Genomic DNA, 15,345 nt, shown 5'->3' with positions numbered 1-15,345 from the left:
GTTTGCCGGCTGCTCATTAATAAAACAATGTTCACAACCTAAAGTTACTGTCTCAATATTTATGGGGGCGGCAAAGCGTCAACTCAATTTTTTGCGGGTTGACGCAGCCTGTTTCAAGAAAACTTTCTATCTAGGTCACACTATTACAACGTCACCGCGGTTCCGCTGACACTCACCATTAACATTCCGCCATTTGGTCCAACAACTTCGTAGTCCAAATCAATGCCTACAACGGCATTACCGCCCGCTTCACGCGCACGCTCTTTCAGTTCAGCAAAGGCGATCTCACGCGCCTTTGCCAGCTCTTGTTCATAGGCTGCAGACCGTCCACCGACAATGTCGCGAATACTTGCAAAAATATCCTTAAACAGGTTGGCCCCCAAAATGGCCTCACCAACTACAACACCATGGTAATCTTTGATATCACGGCCCTGTACAGTGGGTGTTGTTGTTAAGATCATTTAAAGCACTCCTTTCTCCGTTACTGGAACCATTTTTCCATTGCTGGAACTTTGACACGATTTGCGTTTTTAGGTTTCATGCCCGTCAACTAACAGCGTTATACTCCCTCGAAAGCAGATTGATAAAAAGATAAAACAATGACGAATGCGACACCTTCACCAGAAACCCAGCAAGAGGCAATGAAAATTGCCAAAGCAACACAAAAGCAAGGACAAACCAAAGAGCAAACCAAACTCATTGCGCTAGGTATTGAGAAAGGTATTGAGCAATATAAGAAGCAGCAAAAAGTTAAAGCACGTGAACGTGACAAGGACAGAAAGAAACAAGTCAAAGCAAAGCAGGTCACTCAGCAGGACAGCGATATTCAGCACGACGTTACTGCAGAAAATCAGAAAACTGCGTCGTTATCCAAGCTGCCATGGATTTTACTTGTTCTGAGTTGGGTAGGATTTGGCGCTTTCCTCGCACTGTCTCACTCCGCTCTCTAACGTGCTCAAATGCAAGGACGATAACGTGAAAAAGACCATTCAGTGTTTATTTAGCGGCGTAGCATTATTGCTTGTTTTTGGTTGTGCACAGGGAGATGAAACCGTGACCGATAAATCGATGCAAATCTGTGGAGACAAACCTAACTGTGTCTCCACACTTGATATTCGAGAAGCCCACTACATTCCTCCTTTCACGGTTACCTCAAGCACAGTTTCAATGAACGACATTGTTGAGGTTGCCATGACTTTGCCCGGCGCACGCATCGGTGAACAAAACGCGGAGTATGCCCGCATCGAGTGTGTCAGTCGCATAATGCGTTTTGTCGATGATCTAGAGCTTCGTAAAGACGGTGATACGCTGATTGTACGTTCAGAATCTCGCGTGGGGTATTCTGACTTTGGCGTTAACCGTAAGCGTATTGAGTCACTGCGTGAGGCACTCAAGCAAGCCGGGCTCATTCAGTAATGGATATTCCCGCGCTTAAATCACACTGCGAGGCGCTACTCGGCATAAGGCATGACGTTAAATGGGGCGGCGTGGAGGTTTATAGTGTCCACCAAACAAAAATGGTCTGCATTTTCTATGACGGCAATAAAATGGCCTGCAAGGTACCCGATGACCTGTTCATTATGATGGCAGAGATCCCAGACTGTCGTCCTGCGCCACATTTGGCCAGAGCGGGTTGGATCGAATTTGGCGAGGCATGCCCACTGCCAACCAGTGAATTACAAAACATCATTTCGCAGTCGTGGCAGTTGGTCGTTGATAAATTGCCTAAGTACGTGCAAAAGGCGTTGCAGCCCTAGGAGTAATAAAACACTCAGGCATAAAAAACGCAGCCTATTCGCTGCGTTTCTAATTCTTTCAGTTAACGAGGTTGCCCACGATGTCCTGTCGACGCTCCTCCACCCACTCACGTTTAAATGGGCCCCAATCCGTTAGACGGTAATACCCATCGTTGTGGCGACGTCCATCCTGAATGAATGACAACTCGATACCTAAACCTGCAAGCGACTTAATCACGTCTTGGATTGTACGACGTGGCCAGCCAGTTACTTCGATCAAACGAGGAACGTTTGGGCGTTCCATTTCTTCAACTAAGAAAGCGAGATACAGTCTTCTAGCAAAAACCGGATTCAGTTCCATTGAGACCTCCTAATATGCACTGCGTACCATTATTCAACGAATTGCAATTCAGGCATTGCGCTTGATCAATATGAGTACGTATTCAATGAGGTACAAAAATGCGCAACGATAACTAGATCTCGACGTGGAACAAAAATCATCAAAAAAAGAAGGGTCAGTAAGGCTCTGCGTTTGAATCGGTTTCACACCATGCGCATTGAATAGCGTTAATCAATCGCTCAATTTTCGCATCGGCAATACGATAATACACCGTTTGGGAGACTTTACGTGTGGCGACCAATCTTGACTGGCGCAATACGGTCAGATGCTGGGAAAACGCTGATTGACTCAGGGAACTATTCTCCAACAAGGCAGACACATTGCGTTCGCCATCTCGCAATTGGCAAAGCACAAGAAGACGTTCTGGGTGAGAAAGAACTCGCAGAACATCCGCGGCAGATTTTGCATCATTGAAGTGATCTGTGCTCATGCTTATTTACCAAAAACTCAATAAATTAGTATTAACTAATTTAGCACAATCACTTCTTCTTACCTACCCATGCTCTTCATCTTCAAACCTCCGTGCGACACAATGTGAATATTCTGTAAACGGATGATTTCAAGTGCCTTGCTTTCAACCTTATGCAATGTCAATCTATCCCCCCAACGTATCGCGAAAGAGGACGCCGTCAATGACCACTGTGGTTTACGGAATAAAGAATTGTGACACCATTAAGAAAGCCGTGAAGTGGCTGGAGCAGGAAGGTAAAACGTTCACTTTTCATGACTACCGTAAGGATGGTATTGATCAGGATATGCTCAAACAGTTCGTTGACGCACTAGGCTGGGAGGCGCTGGTGAATAAGCGAGGTACCACCTTCCGTGCATTGTCCGACGAGCAAAAAAACAACCTCGACGAAACCAACGCTATCGCACTGATGCTGGTTCAGCCAGCCATGATTAAACGCCCTTTGTTGGCGCACAGCGGTAACTACTACCTCGGCTTCAAACCCGTCGAATACGAATCTATTTTTAGCGAATAAACGAACAACAAACACACTAAGGACATTTCCACCAATGACAGACAGCGCAGTATTGTCTCTGGCCAAGGATTTAATCGGCCGCCCTTCCGTAACCCCACTTGATGAAGGCTGCCAGGAGTTGATGATTCGACGCCTAGAAGCGCTGGGATTTACTATCGAACGCATGGTGTTTGAAGACACCACCAACTTGTGGGCACGACGCGGATCAGACGCACCGCTGTTTGCATTCGCTGGTCACACCGATGTCGTACCCGCAGGCCCATTGGAACAGTGGCATACCGCGCCGTTTGAACCAACAGTCATTGACGGTTACCTTCACGGACGCGGAGCCGCTGACATGAAGGGGTCACTGGCGGCGATGTTAGTGGCGGTCGAACGTTTTATCGCTGCATACCCAGACCACAAAGGATCGATCGCGTTTCTGATCACGTCTGACGAAGAAGGCCCGTTTATTAATGGTACGACACGCGTTGTTGACACCTTAATCGCACGCGATGAAATCATCGATATGTGCATTGTTGGCGAGCCATCAAGTACCCATACAGTGGGTGATGTAGTGAAAAATGGTCGCCGTGGTTCCATTACGGGCGATATCACGGTTAAAGGCATTCAAGGCCACGTCGCTTACCCTCAATTGGCGCGTAACCCTGTCCACCAGGCACTGCCAGCGATTACTGAACTTTCCGCGATTGAGTGGGATAAAGGGAATGAGTTCTTCCCACCAACCAGTTTCCAAATTCCAAATCTGTCCGCTGGCACAGGCGCGAGCAATGTGATCCCGGGTGAGTTTAACGTCCAGTTCAACCTGCGCTTTAGCACAGAAGTCACTGCAGATGATATCAAAGCACGCGTTCACTCCGTGTTGGATGCACACGGTCTGGATTACGACATCAAGTGGACGTTCAGCGGCCACCCATTTTTGACCGATACAGGCTCCTTACTTGACGCCGTGGTCAGTGCTGTTGAAGCAGTGAATCACCAGCAACCGCAATTGCTGACAACCGGTGGCACCTCCGATGGTCGCTTTATCGCACAAATGGGCAGTCAGGTGATTGAGCTCGGCCCCGTTAACGCGACCATCCACAAAGTGAATGAGTGCGTAAAAATTGCTGACCTTGAAAAGCTGACCGACATGTATGAGAAAGTATTGGAGAATCTGTTCGCGAAATGAACGTGACTACTGAGCAACTTACGGGGCAATCACAGGATCATCTGGTCAATCTGGATGATCGGCTGCTTCATCGTGATATCAAAGACGACTTTCTAAACATGCAGACGGCGGCAAAAGCTGCCGGATTCGATTTAACCATCGCCAGCAGTTTTCGTGACTTTGACCGTCAATCGCTCATCTGGAACAACAAGTTCAATGGTACTCGGCCAGTATTAGATGATAAGGGTAACGCCCTCGACGTTACCCTTTTGTCTGACGAAGAGAAAGTCAAAGCGATATTGCGCTGGTCAGCCCTACCCGGGGCTAGCCGTCACCACTGGGGGACAGACATGGACGTATATGCCTCTAATCTGCTCCCAACGAATGTCGAGTTGCAACTGGAACCTTGGGAGTACCTTTCAGGGCACCAAGCTCCGTTTTACCAATGGCTCGTCGCTAACATGTGTGAGTTTGGTTTTTATCTACCTTACCAAGAAGATAAGGGCGGAGTAGCAGTCGAACCTTGGCATATCAGCCACGTGGCAACAGCAACCGATTTACTCAAGGCGTTGAGTCCCCAACAGCTAAAGACGGCGATCGCATTCAGTGACATTGCTGGGCGTGAAACTGTCCTTGCTATGCTTGATTGGATATATTCACAATACGTCTCTAACGTTTGCGAGGCTTAAATATGGATTTCCTGACAAATCCCTATGTCATCATATTCATCGTTGTTGCTGTGGTTGTCAGTAACATCATGGCGTTGAAATACACAGCCAATGCCAAATTCGGTATGAAGCAAAAGCCCAAGCCAAAAGACAACGACAACAAAGACACATCGCCTGAGAAAAAGCCCTACGACGACGATGAAGACGACAAATCCTCTTTTTGGTAATCATTTTCTAAAGGTGTCCACTGCTGCCTTTTTCATTTTCTCTTTCTAATTCAACCCGAAAAAACTTTTCAGGCAAACGTTTGCTTTTTTCACTGTGCCAAGAAAAAGTTCTGGTATGATGCCTGTGAATTTGGTGGTGTAAGCAATAAAGTTCTGCCTTGCACCATTCTCTGTGTGCCGTTCAACTACAGATAGGAATGTCTCAATGAGCCTCGCGGATCAAGTGCTTGCCGTTAACGATGATCTCCCCATTCGTACTCACCAACCCGTTCATAGCGGTAAAGTTCGCTCAGTCTATTGGCTAACAGAAGCGGATAGCCAGCGCCTAATTAAAGAAAAAGGATACAACGTCGCGCCGGATGCGCCGTTAGCCATCATGGTGATCAGTGATCGTATCTCTGCGTTTGACTGCATCTGGCATGGTGAAGGTGGCCTTAAAGGTGTACCGGGCAAAGGTGCCGCTTTAAATGCTATTTCTAATCATTGGTTCAAGCTTTTTAAAGACAATGGTCTGGCAGACAGTCACATTCTGGATATCCCCCATCCTTTCGTGTGGATTGTACAGAAAGCCAAGCCTGTAATGATTGAAGCAATTTGCCGCAAGTACATCACTGGCTCTATGTGGCGTGCTTACTCAAAAGGTGAACGTGAGTTCTGTGGCATAGCGTTACCCGACGGTCTGGATAAAGACAAGCAGCTTCCAGAACTGCTAATCACACCGTCAACCAAAGGTATTCTGACGGGGATCCCGGGCGTACCTGAAGCCGATGACGTGAACATTACACGTCAGAACATCGAAAACAATTTCGCCGCTTTTAACTTCTCATCTGCTGATGATATTGAACGTTACGAAACCCTGCTGAAAGAGGGCTTTGGCGTGATCAGTGACGCATTAGCGGCGGTAGGGCAAACGTTTGTTGATACGAAGTTTGAGTTTGGTTATGTCAGCGATGCTGACGGACAAGAAAAACTGATTTACATGGATGAGGTCGGGACGCCTGACTCGTCGCGCATTTGGGATACGGCAGAATACGATACAGGTAATATCGTCGAAAACTCGAAGGAAGGGTTCCGTCAGTTCTTGCTAAATTACTTCCCCGAGCCTGATATTTTACTCAACAAAGACCGTATGCCTGAACGCGCAGCGTTAGCTCGTGAGAATGCGTTGCCTGTTGAATCACTGATGGATATATCAAAAACATATATCGGCATCGCAGAGAAAATTACGGGGCAGCCCATTCATCTCAGTGATAACCCGAAACAAGAAATCATCGCCATTCTTAAAGAAAAGTATGATTTGATTGATTAGCGCAAGTTGCCATCAAGACAATAATCGACAAAGAACAAAAAAGGACGCAAATGCGTCCTTTTTCTTATCAATCACAGTTACTTGGTATTCATGTAATCAATGACCGCCGCCAACACATCACTCAATTGTGCCAGTGTTTCTTCTTTCACTGGTTTACCGTTTTTATCGGTGAAGTTTATCGACGTTCGGTTACCCAGATCGCCCAGTTGGATATTATAAGTGCGTTGTGCCAAGTCCAGACGCTCAGTGCCAATTTTGTCCCACAGCATCTCATCCGGATTATTATAGTCAACTTCAAGCGTACCCTGTGAGCGGTTACGATCTTCAACTTTAAAACCAAGCTCGGTCAAAATCGATGGTAGTCGCTCCCAGAAAACATCATAGGGTGCACGCGCAACGATCACAGGCAAACCACTGCGGTCTTTACCCAGACTGATTGGAATATTCTTAACCAGCTCTTGAGCGCGAATGCGTGCTTCTTCACGAATTTCAGCATCATAGCTTGTCGCTATCAGATTCGTCATCTGAGTCGCGTAACGCTGGCCAGCCACTTCAGGCAAAACAGTCCCCGTGTCACTACGACGCGCTTCAAGCAAGGTGATACGTAAACCATGCCGGCCACGTGACTCAGTCGGCGTCAGTAAATAACGGCTTTCAATGGCATCATCATCTTCATTGATAACCCAATCAACCCAACCCGTTTCGATACCCTCAGCAGAAGATGTCTTCACTGGGAAAGCACCCTCTTTTGCCATGCCTTGGACAGTATCCCAAACGCGCTGCAATTGCTCTGCACGCGGCACCCAAATCGTCACCGTTGATCCCACATGCTCGTAGCGCGCACCTGGAATTAATTCGAGAATTTGTTGAGGTGGTCGAATATCAACATTTGAGCCGACGGCACCCTCAAAGTTGCTTTGCGGTATCGCATAAGCACCCGTGAATTCGGGCTTTTGACCAGGAAGCGTATTCCACTCCGATGGTGAAGGCGCGTTTAAATACTCAAAATCGTCAGACGCTTGTCGACGTGTTTCAGCACCCGAACAGGCCGCCAAGGTGGCGACCATCACAGCACTCAGGCCAAATTTAACAACAGATTTCATTTATTCTCCAATGATGCGATTACATCACACCCGCATCAAGCAACGCTTGTTTAACCTTTGGTTGCAATGCTTGGTTAAGCGTTGTCAGCGGCAGGCGCAGCGTACCATCAGCAATCATGCCCATTTGATGCATCGCCCATTTCACTGGAATTGGGTTTGCTTCAACGAACAAGTCCTTGTGCAGCGGCATCAGACTTTCATTGATTGAGCGAGCTTCTTCAATCTCACCCGCCAATGCCAGCTTGACCATTTTAGCCATTTGCGCAGCTGCGATATTGTTGGTAACCGAAATAAAGCCATGACCACCCAGTTCGATAAATTCCAGGCTCGTTAAATCATCACCGCTTAGTAAGATAAAGTCTTCGCCACAAAGTTCACGGTGAAGTTTTACTCTTGAGAGATCACCGGTCGCATCTTTGATGCCAACGATGTTTTCGAATTCAGACAAACGCGCCACGGTCTCAGGCAACATGTCAGTAATGGTGCGTCCCGGTACGTTGTATAGGATCAGAGGAAGCTCTGACGATTCAGAAATTGCTTTGAAATGCTGAAACAGGCCTTCTTGAGAAGGTTTGTTGTAGTACGGCACCACGCTCAGGCAGCCCGCAATTCCAGAGCCTGCAAACATCTTGCTGAATGTAATTGCCTCGTGAGTTGCATTTCCACCGGTGCCCGCAATAACTGGGATACGTCCGTCTGCAAACTCCAGTGTTTTCAGTACAATCTTGATGTGCTCTTCGACAGTGACTGTTGCAGATTCGCCCGTTGTTCCCACAGAAACGATGGCATCAGTGCCCGCGCTAACATGAAAATCAACAAGGTTTTTCAAACTGGCGTAGTCAACTTCACCAGAGCTATCCATCGGCGTGACAAGTGCCACGATACTTCCTGAAAACATTTCCTTCTCCAAAAATGCGGTTTCGTCCATGGTACTTTTGGCGCTTAGCAAAAACAAGCTCACTGGAAGCACCAAATCCTTGTGTTTGGGCGGTTGATCACCGAGAAAATGAACGATATTGTCATTCCATGCGTAAAGCTAACTCAGCCTGAATTCCCTACAGCTGGAAAGAGCTGTTCAATTCCGCACCTTTCCTGCTCACCAAAGCGGAAAGTCGCCCTTAACATAGGTTAACATTTACACGTTTTGTGGGGAGCGAAGCAAGGGAAAACACAGATTTATTACCCATAAAGCCCCTTTTTGATTATCAATATCGAGACGGTGAGCAAAATAAATGAAGGAAGATACATGCAAATGCTGACAGCAGGGGCAACAGCACCTGATTTTTCACTGCAAGACCAAAATGGAAACACAGTGACACTTAGCCAATACAAAGGCAAAAACAACGTGCTGGTGTACTTTTACCCAAAAGCGATGACACCGGGTTGTATAACTCAAGCTTGCTCACTGCGTGACAGCAAAAGCGAACTGGATGCATTGAACACAGTGGTGTTGGGCATTAGCCCGGACCCTGTAAAACGTCTGAAAAATTTTGAACAGAAAAAAGAACTGAATTTCACGCTGTTAAGTGATGAAGACCATGCCATTGCAGACGCATTTGGTGTGTGGGGACCGAAGAAGTTCATGGGGCGCGAGTTTGACGGCATTCACCGTATTAGCTTCTTGGTAGGAACAGACGGCAACATCAAACACGTGTTCAACAAGTTTAAAACTAAAGACCACCACGATGTAGTCGTGAACTACCTAAAAGGCGAGTAAGCCATCCTTTATAAATAAGAAAAAAGTCGGCAACGCCGACTTTTTTACGGGTATGGACGAGCCAGTGCCTCGGGGTATTCACGTGCTTTGGCTAATCCTTTCGCCTTCTCAACAACATCCGTTTGTGTCAATGCCGCAGTCAACGGCAGTGTTGGATTCTGCCAATTGTTCGGCAAAGCAACCCAACCTTTATTCTGGCAATGAGCCAAAATTCGGTCAATGGCTTGTAATGCAGATGAGGCTTTCACCAGCTCAATTCGCGCATATCGCTCCCCTTCAAACGTCGCATCTGCTGCGCGAAGAGTTGGATCACTTCCCGGAATCTGCTGCGCACCACCAAGTGGCTTCGCCCCCATTTCGGCGTCTGAAAACGCGGGCAACCATTGAGCAAAATGGGTAATCGCTCGCGCTGTTCTTTCGCGAATCTCATCCCATTCCCACGCCCCTTCGGCCTTTTCAAACAGACTCGCTGGTAGCTCAGGTTGCGCGTTGTCCTGATGACTTTTCATCAATCCGTTATCAAACAAAGTGATGTTTTGTGTCATACCATGTAGTTGAATAAAGCCGTCAGGATACGGGGTGAGTTGCCCCATCCCCTGTGGCGTACCGCGCTCACCATGAACAATCACTTCCGGCCACATACCCGCTTTAGACGTCCAATGTGCCACATATGCAGCTTTGTATTCGACCCAGCGCTCTCGAGAGTGTTGGAGCATATTGTCGATGGTACCCGTTTTATAGCCCCCCGCATTGATAAGGAAGCTAACGGCTTGAACGTGTTTAGAGCCATCTTTGGCCGTGCTCAGAATCTCCCAACCGTGCTCAGTTTTATCAATGGCAGTGACGTCGTGTTGGTAATGAATTTGGCATTCTGGCGCACTTTCTAGTCCCAATGCCGCAGTTGCAGCCAGACGAAACACACTTAACCCATACTCTTGTACAACAACAATGGGGTATTTAAAGGCGTCATGTGGCATATATTTCGCCACCGGCACCATCCAGTCTTCCGCAGTCACAGGCACTTCTGGCAACGCTTTTTCAGCCAGCATTGCCATGTCCTTTTTTGAGAACAGTGTAAAATAGTCGTCTGCATTACCCATCACTTGATTGCCTTCGTCCTCGGCAATCATTTGGCGATAGTGTTCGGTTAACACAGAAAGACGATTCAGAATAGCTTCTGGCTCGCCGGGATCGGTTTGAGGAATAGCGACCACTGTTGGACGGTAATTGACGCTATGAGGGTAAGCGCGAAGCGTGGCTATCGATTGCTCAAGAAGCATGATGCACTGCTTCTCTGAGATTTCTCGATACAGGTTACCACCAGCATGCAGGTGACAAATTGGAGGGCCGCTAACAAGGCTTTCATTTTTTTCGAAAAGATGGGTTCTCACACCCAAACCGGCTAACTTCAGTGCCGCTGTAGCACCGGCAACGCCACCCCCAACAATCCCTACAGTGAATTCTGTTGGGGGGGTATGTTCAATACCTTTCACTTTTCAAATTACTCTTTTACTGCTTTTTCACCTTGTAGAATACTAACAAGGTTATCAGTTTAGCCCCGTTTTTTCCCCTTAATATTCACATTTAAGTCACTTAATTTGATGACTCCGATAGGGCACCCTCTTCCGTTTCATGAGACGGCAAGGCATTCCACACAGCCTTGACCAAGGTAGCTAAAGGAATCGCAAAGAACACGCCCCAGAAACCCCATAGCCCACCAAATACCAGCACAGCCACAATAATCGCAACGGGATGAAGGTTCACCGCTTCTGAGAACAAGACAGGGACCAAAACATTGCCGTCTAACGCTTGAATAATGCCGTATGCCAACATGAGATAACCAAGTTCTGGACTAATGCCCCACTGAAACAATGCCACCATGAATATTGGCAGAGTGACCGCCGCCGCGCCTATGTACGGAATGAGCACTGACAACCCCGTTGCGACACTTAGCAACGCGGCATATCGCAAATCAAGCAAGGCAAAAGTGATATAGCTGGCAATACCGACAATGATGATTTCCGTGACTTTGCCGCGAATGTAATTGGAGATCTGCTCATTCATCTCATGGCCCACTTTATTGGTCAGCTTTCGATTGCGCGGCAACATGGCCTGAAACATCGAGAGCATTTCGTCTTTGTCTTTTAAGAGAAAGAAAACAAGTAACGGAACCAAAATCAGGTAAACCGCAAGCGCAGCCAGGCTGACCAGCGACGATAACGAACCCTTCACCACACTCTCCCCAATCCCAAGAACACGGCTTTGTAGCGTGTCGATGAAGGTATTGACCATATGGGGTTGAATGATTTCCGGGTATTCGTCAGGCAGGTGAGAGACAAAAATCTGCACCTTGTTAAACATGGTGGGAATATCTGCAATTAGGTTAATTATCTGGGTCCAGATGGTTGGCATTAAGCCAAAGCTTGCCAGTAGCATCAACCCGACAAAAAGCGTCAGTACCATTATCACAGAAACAACGCGCGGTATGCCGGCAGACACCAACTTCGCGACAGGCCATTCCAGAAGATATGCGAGTACAATCGCCACCAATAGTGGTGCAATCAAGTTGCCAAAGAAATAGATAACGATAAAGCCTGCAACGATGATTGCGACAAGACTCACGGCGTGTGGATCTGAAAACCGTCTTTGATACCAACGGTTAAGCATATTTAGCATGTAAATTCCCGTTTAAAGTTTGGTGACGTTTAGCACCATTGTTCCTTCCAATTCTTGATGCTCTACAAGATAACCGTGTTGTAGAAGATAGCGGGGAATATCCCGCAATGCACCGGCGTCTGTTACATATAGCGCTATTCGCTGTCCTTGTTCCAACGACGCACAGGCTCTTTTGGCCAATAACAACGCCATGGGACAACGTTGCTCGCGTAAATCAAGGGATTGAATTTCCATTCTTTCTCACTGACCGCTATTATCTTCGGCATTGTATACCTAAACGGCCTGACGAAGCTCGACTTCTGAGGGTATCAATGCGTTCAATTGAAGGCAAACCCCTGTAGACATAGTCTTTCTATTTCAAGGGAATTAACGAAGAACCTCTTGGTTTCTTTGCGGTCTACTAGATAATACTGCTCCATTATTATCGCGTGCTGGAGGCACCGACGTCAGTTATGCAGCTATTCAAAAAAGCCACGACAAGCGTTCTCATCGCATCGCTCGCACTGTCTTCACCGGCGCTGGCAACGACGTATAGCGATCTACCTGAGATTGGCACAGCCGCTGCTGGTACCCTCACCGTTGAAAAAGAAATTGAATACGGCGATGCTTACATGCGTATGCTGCGCAGCAGTCAACCCATTGTTAATGACCCCTTGCTGTCAGAATATGTTACGGCTTTAGGTAACACACTCGTTGCCAACGCCAATGACGTTAAAACACCGTTTGAATTTTTTCTGATCCGTAATCGCGACATTAATGCTTTCGCCTTCTTTGGCGGGCACGTCGCTTTGCACACCGGTCTGTTTTTACATGCAAATACAGAAAGTGAACTCGCCTCTGTGGTTGCGCACGAAATTGCACACCTCACCCAACGTCACCTTGCCAGAGCAATGGAAGAACAAGCTCGTCAGACACCGCTGACTATCGCAGCGATGGTAGGCTCGCTGATGTTAGCGATTGCCGCGCCTCAAGCGGGTATTGCTGCCGTTCAAGCCACGACAGCCGCATCGATTCAAAGCCGAATCAATTATACCCGCAGTAACGAAAAAGAAGCGGACAGGATAGGGATTGAAACTCTCTCACGCTCAGGTTTCGATGTTACGGCCATGCCGCGATTTTTCACGCGTTTGTCCGATCAATATCGCTATGCATCGAAACCACCGTCGTTTTTACTGACTCACCCTCTTCCTGACGACCGCATTACAGACACGCGTTCGCGGGCTGAGCAATATCCAAAACTGTCAGTCCCAATGTCACCTACCTACCAACTGGCCAGAGCGCGCGTGATCGCTCGATTTGCGGGTATCGATAGTAACGCGTCACTGGATTGGTTTAATCGCGCATTGAAAAAAGCATCACCGGCTGAAGCATTATCTCTCAATTACGGCAAGGCGCTGGTCTACATTGACACCAGACAGTTCGACAAGGCTGCCGAGTTGCTCAATCCCCTTTTTACGGCACAGCCTAATAACCGCTTTTTTCTGGATGCCATGACAGACTTGGATGTTGCCCAAAAAAATTTCACCCCCGCATTAAAGCGCCTGAATAAAGCCCTCGATGCGCAACCAAACAATTCAGTGCTTTTGCTGAACCGGGATTATGTTCTGGTTAAGGGAGAGAGATACAAAGAAGCCATTGGTGGGTTGGAAAAATATACCCATCGCCATCCAAGTGATATTAATGGTTGGTCAATGCTGCAGGAAGCCTATGAAAACAGCGGCAATCAAGCTGGCGGACTCGCCTCACAAGGCGAGATTTTTGCGTTACAGGCTCGTTGGCACAAAGCTATTTCAAATTACACCCAAGCCAGCCAGTTAGTGGATCTTGGCAGCTTAGACCAAGCTCGTTACGACGCACGTATTGATCAACTGAGAGTGGAAGAGGCGCGTTTCTCAGCCCTTCAGCGATAAAAATTCTAACAACTAAGATAACAACATTGCGTTACGAAACGCGTAAAAGGAGTGCTCATGTCAGTCACCATCTACCACAACAACCGTTGCTCAAAGAGCCGTCAAACTTTGGCTTTACTAACAGAACGTGGCATTGAGCCAGAGGTCGTGGCCTACCTCGACACACCTCCGTCAGCTGAAACTATTAACACCTTGCTTGCACTACTGGGTTACGACTCACCGCGTAAGATGATGCGAACCAAAGAAGATATCTATAAAGAGCTGAAATTGGCAGACGCGACTGACGCTGAGCTGATTCAAGCAATGGTTGAGAATCCAAAACTGATTGAACGCCCTATCGTTGTTGCAAACGGTAAAGCGGCTATGGGTCGTCCACCAGAAGCCGTTCTCGATATCCTGTAATGGCTGACATTTTAATCCTTTACTATAGCCGTCATGGCGGAACCCGAAAGATGGCCCGCCTGATCGCTAGAGGGGTTGAAAGCACAGGCGCAGTGGCAACGTTGCGCACCGTACCTGAACTTGCATTCGCTGGAGAGAGTATTCAACCACAACCCGCAGACGACCCGTTTGTTACCCTCGATGACTTGAAACGTTGTGATGGTTTGGCATTTGGCAGCCCTGTTCGTTTTGGCAATATGGCAGCACCGCTTAAGCACTTTATTGACAGCACGAGCAAGGAGTGGCTTGCTGGCACCTTGATTGGTAAACCCGCATTAGTATTTACATCAGGCTCCATGCTTCATGGCGGTCAAGAGACCATGCTTCAATCTATGATGCTACCGCTTTTACACCACGGTATGGTCATTGTGGGATTGCCACATAGTGAGCCAGCACTGCATACTACCTCTGGCGGCGGCTCTCCCTATGGCCCGTCTCATGTTACGTCAGAAGACCACAGACAACCTGACAACAACGAAAAAGATCTGGCTATTGCTGGAGGAAAGCGGTTGGCAATGATTGCCTCTCAATTACAGACAAGATAAAGGAGTTATCTGTTGTTTTCTTCTCTCTCCCAACGACGTGTTACCGTACTGGTTTCGTACCTTGCACTCATTGTTTGGGTGTTGATTTGGCATAGTTTTTTATCGCCACACCCACACATTAACCCTTATGGTGTTACCGTCGCATGGCTTATCCCGTTACTGTTCCCACTGAAAGGGATATTGACAGGAAAACCCTACACGCACGCATGGGCTAATTTCATTCTGATGTTCTACTTCCTGCATGGGTTAACACTGTTGATTGTTGATGAAGGTGAACGACTGCTGGCCGCGATAGAAATCGTGATTACGTCTATATCCTTTATCAGTAATGTTTTGTATGCCAAACACAAAGGGAAAGCACTTGGGCTTGGCTTAAAAAAGCTGTCACAGGTAGAAAAAGAAGAGAAAGCGCGGTTCGAGCAATAACGACCTTGCTGAAGCAGCCCATTAAAAAAGCAGGCCTTGGCCTGCTTTTTCATT

Annotated in this window: 21 protein-coding genes; 13 read left to right on the top strand and 8 right to left on the bottom strand. The window is 47.5% G+C overall.

What is annotated here, in order from left to right; genetic code table 11:
* Window positions 1-143: 143 nt before the first annotated feature.
* On the bottom strand, window positions 144-461 hold the full coding sequence (locus B5D35_RS10185; RefSeq protein WP_078752477.1) for a heavy metal-binding domain-containing protein: 318 nt from the start codon (window positions 459-461) through the stop codon (window positions 144-146).
* A 138-nt stretch (window positions 462-599) separates the two neighbouring features.
* Between B5D35_RS10185 and B5D35_RS10180 the strand changes: the two genes are divergently transcribed.
* From B5D35_RS10180 to B5D35_RS10170, 3 genes are read left to right on the top strand one after another with little or no spacing between them, the layout of a single operon-like run.
* Window positions 600-950: a DUF2956 domain-containing protein gene (locus B5D35_RS10180; protein ID WP_078752476.1), complete on the top strand. Its 351-nt coding sequence runs from the start codon at window positions 600-602 to the stop codon at window positions 948-950.
* A 25-nt stretch (window positions 951-975) separates the two neighbouring features.
* Window positions 976-1,416: a DUF1499 domain-containing protein gene (locus B5D35_RS10175; protein WP_078752475.1), complete on the top strand. Its 441-nt coding sequence runs from the start codon at window positions 976-978 to the stop codon at window positions 1,414-1,416.
* The gene (locus B5D35_RS10170) at window positions 1,416-1,757 is read left to right on the top strand and encodes an MmcQ/YjbR family DNA-binding protein (RefSeq protein WP_078752474.1); all 342 of its coding nucleotides are present in this window, start codon (window positions 1,416-1,418) and stop codon (window positions 1,755-1,757) included. Before B5D35_RS10175 ends, B5D35_RS10170 begins: the two co-directional genes overlap by 1 nt.
* A gap of 58 nt (window positions 1,758-1,815) precedes the next feature.
* Here B5D35_RS10170 and B5D35_RS10165 read toward each other — a convergent pair whose 3' ends face one another.
* Entirely contained in the window at window positions 1,816-2,097 is a 282-nt protein-coding gene (locus B5D35_RS10165; RefSeq protein WP_078752473.1) for a winged helix-turn-helix domain-containing protein, read from the bottom strand.
* Between the two features lie 154 nt (window positions 2,098-2,251).
* Window positions 2,252-2,566, bottom strand: a complete 315-nt coding sequence (locus tag B5D35_RS10160; RefSeq protein WP_078752472.1) for an ArsR/SmtB family transcription factor — start codon at window positions 2,564-2,566, stop codon at window positions 2,252-2,254.
* Between the two features lie 202 nt (window positions 2,567-2,768).
* Here B5D35_RS10160 and B5D35_RS10155 point away from each other — a divergent pair, with 202 nt between their 5' ends.
* The 5 genes from B5D35_RS10155 (at window position 2,769) to B5D35_RS10135 (ending at window position 6,473) form a co-directional block, all read left to right on the top strand.
* Window positions 2,769-3,119 carry an ArsC family reductase gene (locus B5D35_RS10155; RefSeq protein ID WP_078752471.1) on the top strand — a complete coding sequence of 117 codons (351 nt, stop codon included), beginning with the start codon at window positions 2,769-2,771 and terminating at the stop codon, window positions 3,117-3,119.
* Between the two features lie 34 nt (window positions 3,120-3,153).
* Entirely contained in the window at window positions 3,154-4,290 is a 1,137-nt protein-coding gene (dapE, locus tag B5D35_RS10150) for a succinyl-diaminopimelate desuccinylase (protein ID WP_078752470.1), read from the top strand.
* The gene (locus B5D35_RS10145; protein WP_078752469.1) at window positions 4,287-4,958 is read left to right on the top strand and encodes a M15 family metallopeptidase; all 672 of its coding nucleotides are present in this window, start codon (window positions 4,287-4,289) and stop codon (window positions 4,956-4,958) included. The genes dapE and B5D35_RS10145 overlap by 4 nt, the downstream gene beginning before the upstream one ends.
* A gap of 2 nt (window positions 4,959-4,960) precedes the next feature.
* Window positions 4,961-5,164 (top strand): DUF2897 family protein, encoded by a 204-nt coding sequence (locus B5D35_RS10140; RefSeq protein WP_078752468.1) that lies wholly within the window; start codon window positions 4,961-4,963, stop codon window positions 5,162-5,164.
* Between the two features lie 205 nt (window positions 5,165-5,369).
* On the top strand, window positions 5,370-6,473 hold the full coding sequence (locus B5D35_RS10135) for a phosphoribosylaminoimidazolesuccinocarboxamide synthase (RefSeq protein ID WP_078752467.1): 1,104 nt from the start codon (window positions 5,370-5,372) through the stop codon (window positions 6,471-6,473).
* A 77-nt stretch (window positions 6,474-6,550) separates the two neighbouring features.
* Here the strand turns inward: B5D35_RS10135 and bamC are convergent, their stop codons facing one another.
* Complete coding sequence (bamC, locus tag B5D35_RS10130) at window positions 6,551-7,576, bottom strand: outer membrane protein assembly factor BamC (RefSeq protein ID WP_078752466.1); 1,026 nt, start codon at window positions 7,574-7,576, stop codon at window positions 6,551-6,553.
* Window positions 7,577-7,595: 19 nt separating this feature from the next.
* Complete coding sequence (dapA, locus tag B5D35_RS10125; RefSeq protein ID WP_078752501.1) at window positions 7,596-8,474, bottom strand: 4-hydroxy-tetrahydrodipicolinate synthase; 879 nt, start codon at window positions 8,472-8,474, stop codon at window positions 7,596-7,598.
* A 348-nt stretch (window positions 8,475-8,822) separates the two neighbouring features.
* Here dapA and bcp point away from each other — a divergent pair, with 348 nt between their 5' ends.
* The gene (gene bcp / locus B5D35_RS10120; RefSeq protein WP_078752465.1) at window positions 8,823-9,293 is read left to right on the top strand and encodes a thioredoxin-dependent thiol peroxidase; all 471 of its coding nucleotides are present in this window, start codon (window positions 8,823-8,825) and stop codon (window positions 9,291-9,293) included.
* Between the two features lie 44 nt (window positions 9,294-9,337).
* Here bcp and B5D35_RS10115 read toward each other — a convergent pair whose 3' ends face one another.
* From B5D35_RS10115 to B5D35_RS10105, 3 genes are all read right to left on the bottom strand, one after another.
* Window positions 9,338-10,786, bottom strand: a complete 1,449-nt coding sequence (locus tag B5D35_RS10115; protein WP_078752464.1) for an FAD-dependent oxidoreductase — start codon at window positions 10,784-10,786, stop codon at window positions 9,338-9,340.
* A gap of 100 nt (window positions 10,787-10,886) precedes the next feature.
* Window positions 10,887-11,969, bottom strand: a complete 1,083-nt coding sequence (locus tag B5D35_RS10110) for an AI-2E family transporter (RefSeq protein ID WP_078752463.1) — start codon at window positions 11,967-11,969, stop codon at window positions 10,887-10,889.
* Window positions 11,970-11,981: 12 nt separating this feature from the next.
* Window positions 11,982-12,203, bottom strand: a complete 222-nt coding sequence (locus tag B5D35_RS10105) for a sulfurtransferase TusA family protein (RefSeq protein WP_078752462.1) — start codon at window positions 12,201-12,203, stop codon at window positions 11,982-11,984.
* A 218-nt stretch (window positions 12,204-12,421) separates the two neighbouring features.
* Between B5D35_RS10105 and bepA the strand changes: the two genes are divergently transcribed.
* Genes bepA through B5D35_RS10085 form a run of 4 tightly spaced genes read left to right on the top strand, consistent with a single transcriptional unit; the run spans window position 12,422 to window position 15,291 of the window.
* Complete coding sequence (gene bepA / locus B5D35_RS10100) at window positions 12,422-13,879, top strand: beta-barrel assembly-enhancing protease (RefSeq protein WP_078752461.1); 1,458 nt, start codon at window positions 12,422-12,424, stop codon at window positions 13,877-13,879.
* Between the two features lie 57 nt (window positions 13,880-13,936).
* Window positions 13,937-14,281 (top strand): arsenate reductase (glutaredoxin), encoded by a 345-nt coding sequence (gene arsC / locus B5D35_RS10095; RefSeq protein WP_078752460.1) that lies wholly within the window; start codon window positions 13,937-13,939, stop codon window positions 14,279-14,281.
* Window positions 14,281-14,865 carry an NAD(P)H:quinone oxidoreductase gene (wrbA, locus tag B5D35_RS10090; protein ID WP_078752459.1) on the top strand — a complete coding sequence of 195 codons (585 nt, stop codon included), beginning with the start codon at window positions 14,281-14,283 and terminating at the stop codon, window positions 14,863-14,865. The genes arsC and wrbA overlap by 1 nt, the downstream gene beginning before the upstream one ends.
* Before the next feature lie 12 nt (window positions 14,866-14,877).
* Window positions 14,878-15,291, top strand: coding sequence for a DUF2069 domain-containing protein (locus B5D35_RS10085; protein ID WP_078752458.1), 414 nt, complete (start codon window positions 14,878-14,880; stop codon window positions 15,289-15,291).
* Window positions 15,292-15,345 lie beyond the last annotated feature (54 nt).

This window comes from Enterovibrio nigricans DSM 22720, assembly GCF_900167155.1.
Classification (GTDB): Bacteria; Pseudomonadota; Gammaproteobacteria; order Enterobacterales; family Vibrionaceae; genus Enterovibrio; species Enterovibrio nigricans.
This window is presented reverse-complemented; position numbering and strand designations above follow the sequence as displayed.

What these genes read in the sequence shown, in the direction of transcription:
- B5D35_RS10185 (WP_078752477.1), bottom strand. Translation starts at nt 461, where the DNA reads ATGATCTTAACAACAACACCCACTGTACAGGGCCGTGATATCAAAGAT.
- B5D35_RS10180 (WP_078752476.1), top strand. Translation starts at nt 600, where the DNA reads ATGACGAATGCGACACCTTCACCAGAAACCCAGCAAGAGGCAATGAAA.
- B5D35_RS10170 (WP_078752474.1), top strand. Translation starts at nt 1,416, where the DNA reads ATGGATATTCCCGCGCTTAAATCACACTGCGAGGCGCTACTCGGCATA.
- B5D35_RS10165 (WP_078752473.1), bottom strand. Translation starts at nt 2,097, where the DNA reads ATGGAACTGAATCCGGTTTTTGCTAGAAGACTGTATCTCGCTTTCTTA.
- B5D35_RS10160 (WP_078752472.1), bottom strand. Translation starts at nt 2,566, where the DNA reads ATGAGCACAGATCACTTCAATGATGCAAAATCTGCCGCGGATGTTCTG.
- B5D35_RS10155 (WP_078752471.1), top strand. Translation starts at nt 2,769, where the DNA reads ATGACCACTGTGGTTTACGGAATAAAGAATTGTGACACCATTAAGAAA.
- dapE (WP_078752470.1), top strand. Translation starts at nt 3,154, where the DNA reads ATGACAGACAGCGCAGTATTGTCTCTGGCCAAGGATTTAATCGGCCGC.
- B5D35_RS10145 (WP_078752469.1), top strand. Translation starts at nt 4,287, where the DNA reads ATGAACGTGACTACTGAGCAACTTACGGGGCAATCACAGGATCATCTG.
- B5D35_RS10140 (WP_078752468.1), top strand. Translation starts at nt 4,961, where the DNA reads ATGGATTTCCTGACAAATCCCTATGTCATCATATTCATCGTTGTTGCT.
- B5D35_RS10135 (WP_078752467.1), top strand. Translation starts at nt 5,370, where the DNA reads ATGAGCCTCGCGGATCAAGTGCTTGCCGTTAACGATGATCTCCCCATT.
- bamC (WP_078752466.1), bottom strand. Translation starts at nt 7,576, where the DNA reads ATGAAATCTGTTGTTAAATTTGGCCTGAGTGCTGTGATGGTCGCCACC.
- dapA (WP_078752501.1), bottom strand. Translation starts at nt 8,474, where the DNA reads ATGTTTTCAGGAAGTATCGTGGCACTTGTCACGCCGATGGATAGCTCT.
- bcp (WP_078752465.1), top strand. Translation starts at nt 8,823, where the DNA reads ATGCAAATGCTGACAGCAGGGGCAACAGCACCTGATTTTTCACTGCAA.
- B5D35_RS10110 (WP_078752463.1), bottom strand. Translation starts at nt 11,969, where the DNA reads ATGCTAAATATGCTTAACCGTTGGTATCAAAGACGGTTTTCAGATCCA.
- B5D35_RS10105 (WP_078752462.1), bottom strand. Translation starts at nt 12,203, where the DNA reads ATGGAAATTCAATCCCTTGATTTACGCGAGCAACGTTGTCCCATGGCG.
- bepA (WP_078752461.1), top strand. Translation starts at nt 12,422, where the DNA reads ATGCAGCTATTCAAAAAAGCCACGACAAGCGTTCTCATCGCATCGCTC.
- arsC (WP_078752460.1), top strand. Translation starts at nt 13,937, where the DNA reads ATGTCAGTCACCATCTACCACAACAACCGTTGCTCAAAGAGCCGTCAA.
- wrbA (WP_078752459.1), top strand. Translation starts at nt 14,281, where the DNA reads ATGGCTGACATTTTAATCCTTTACTATAGCCGTCATGGCGGAACCCGA.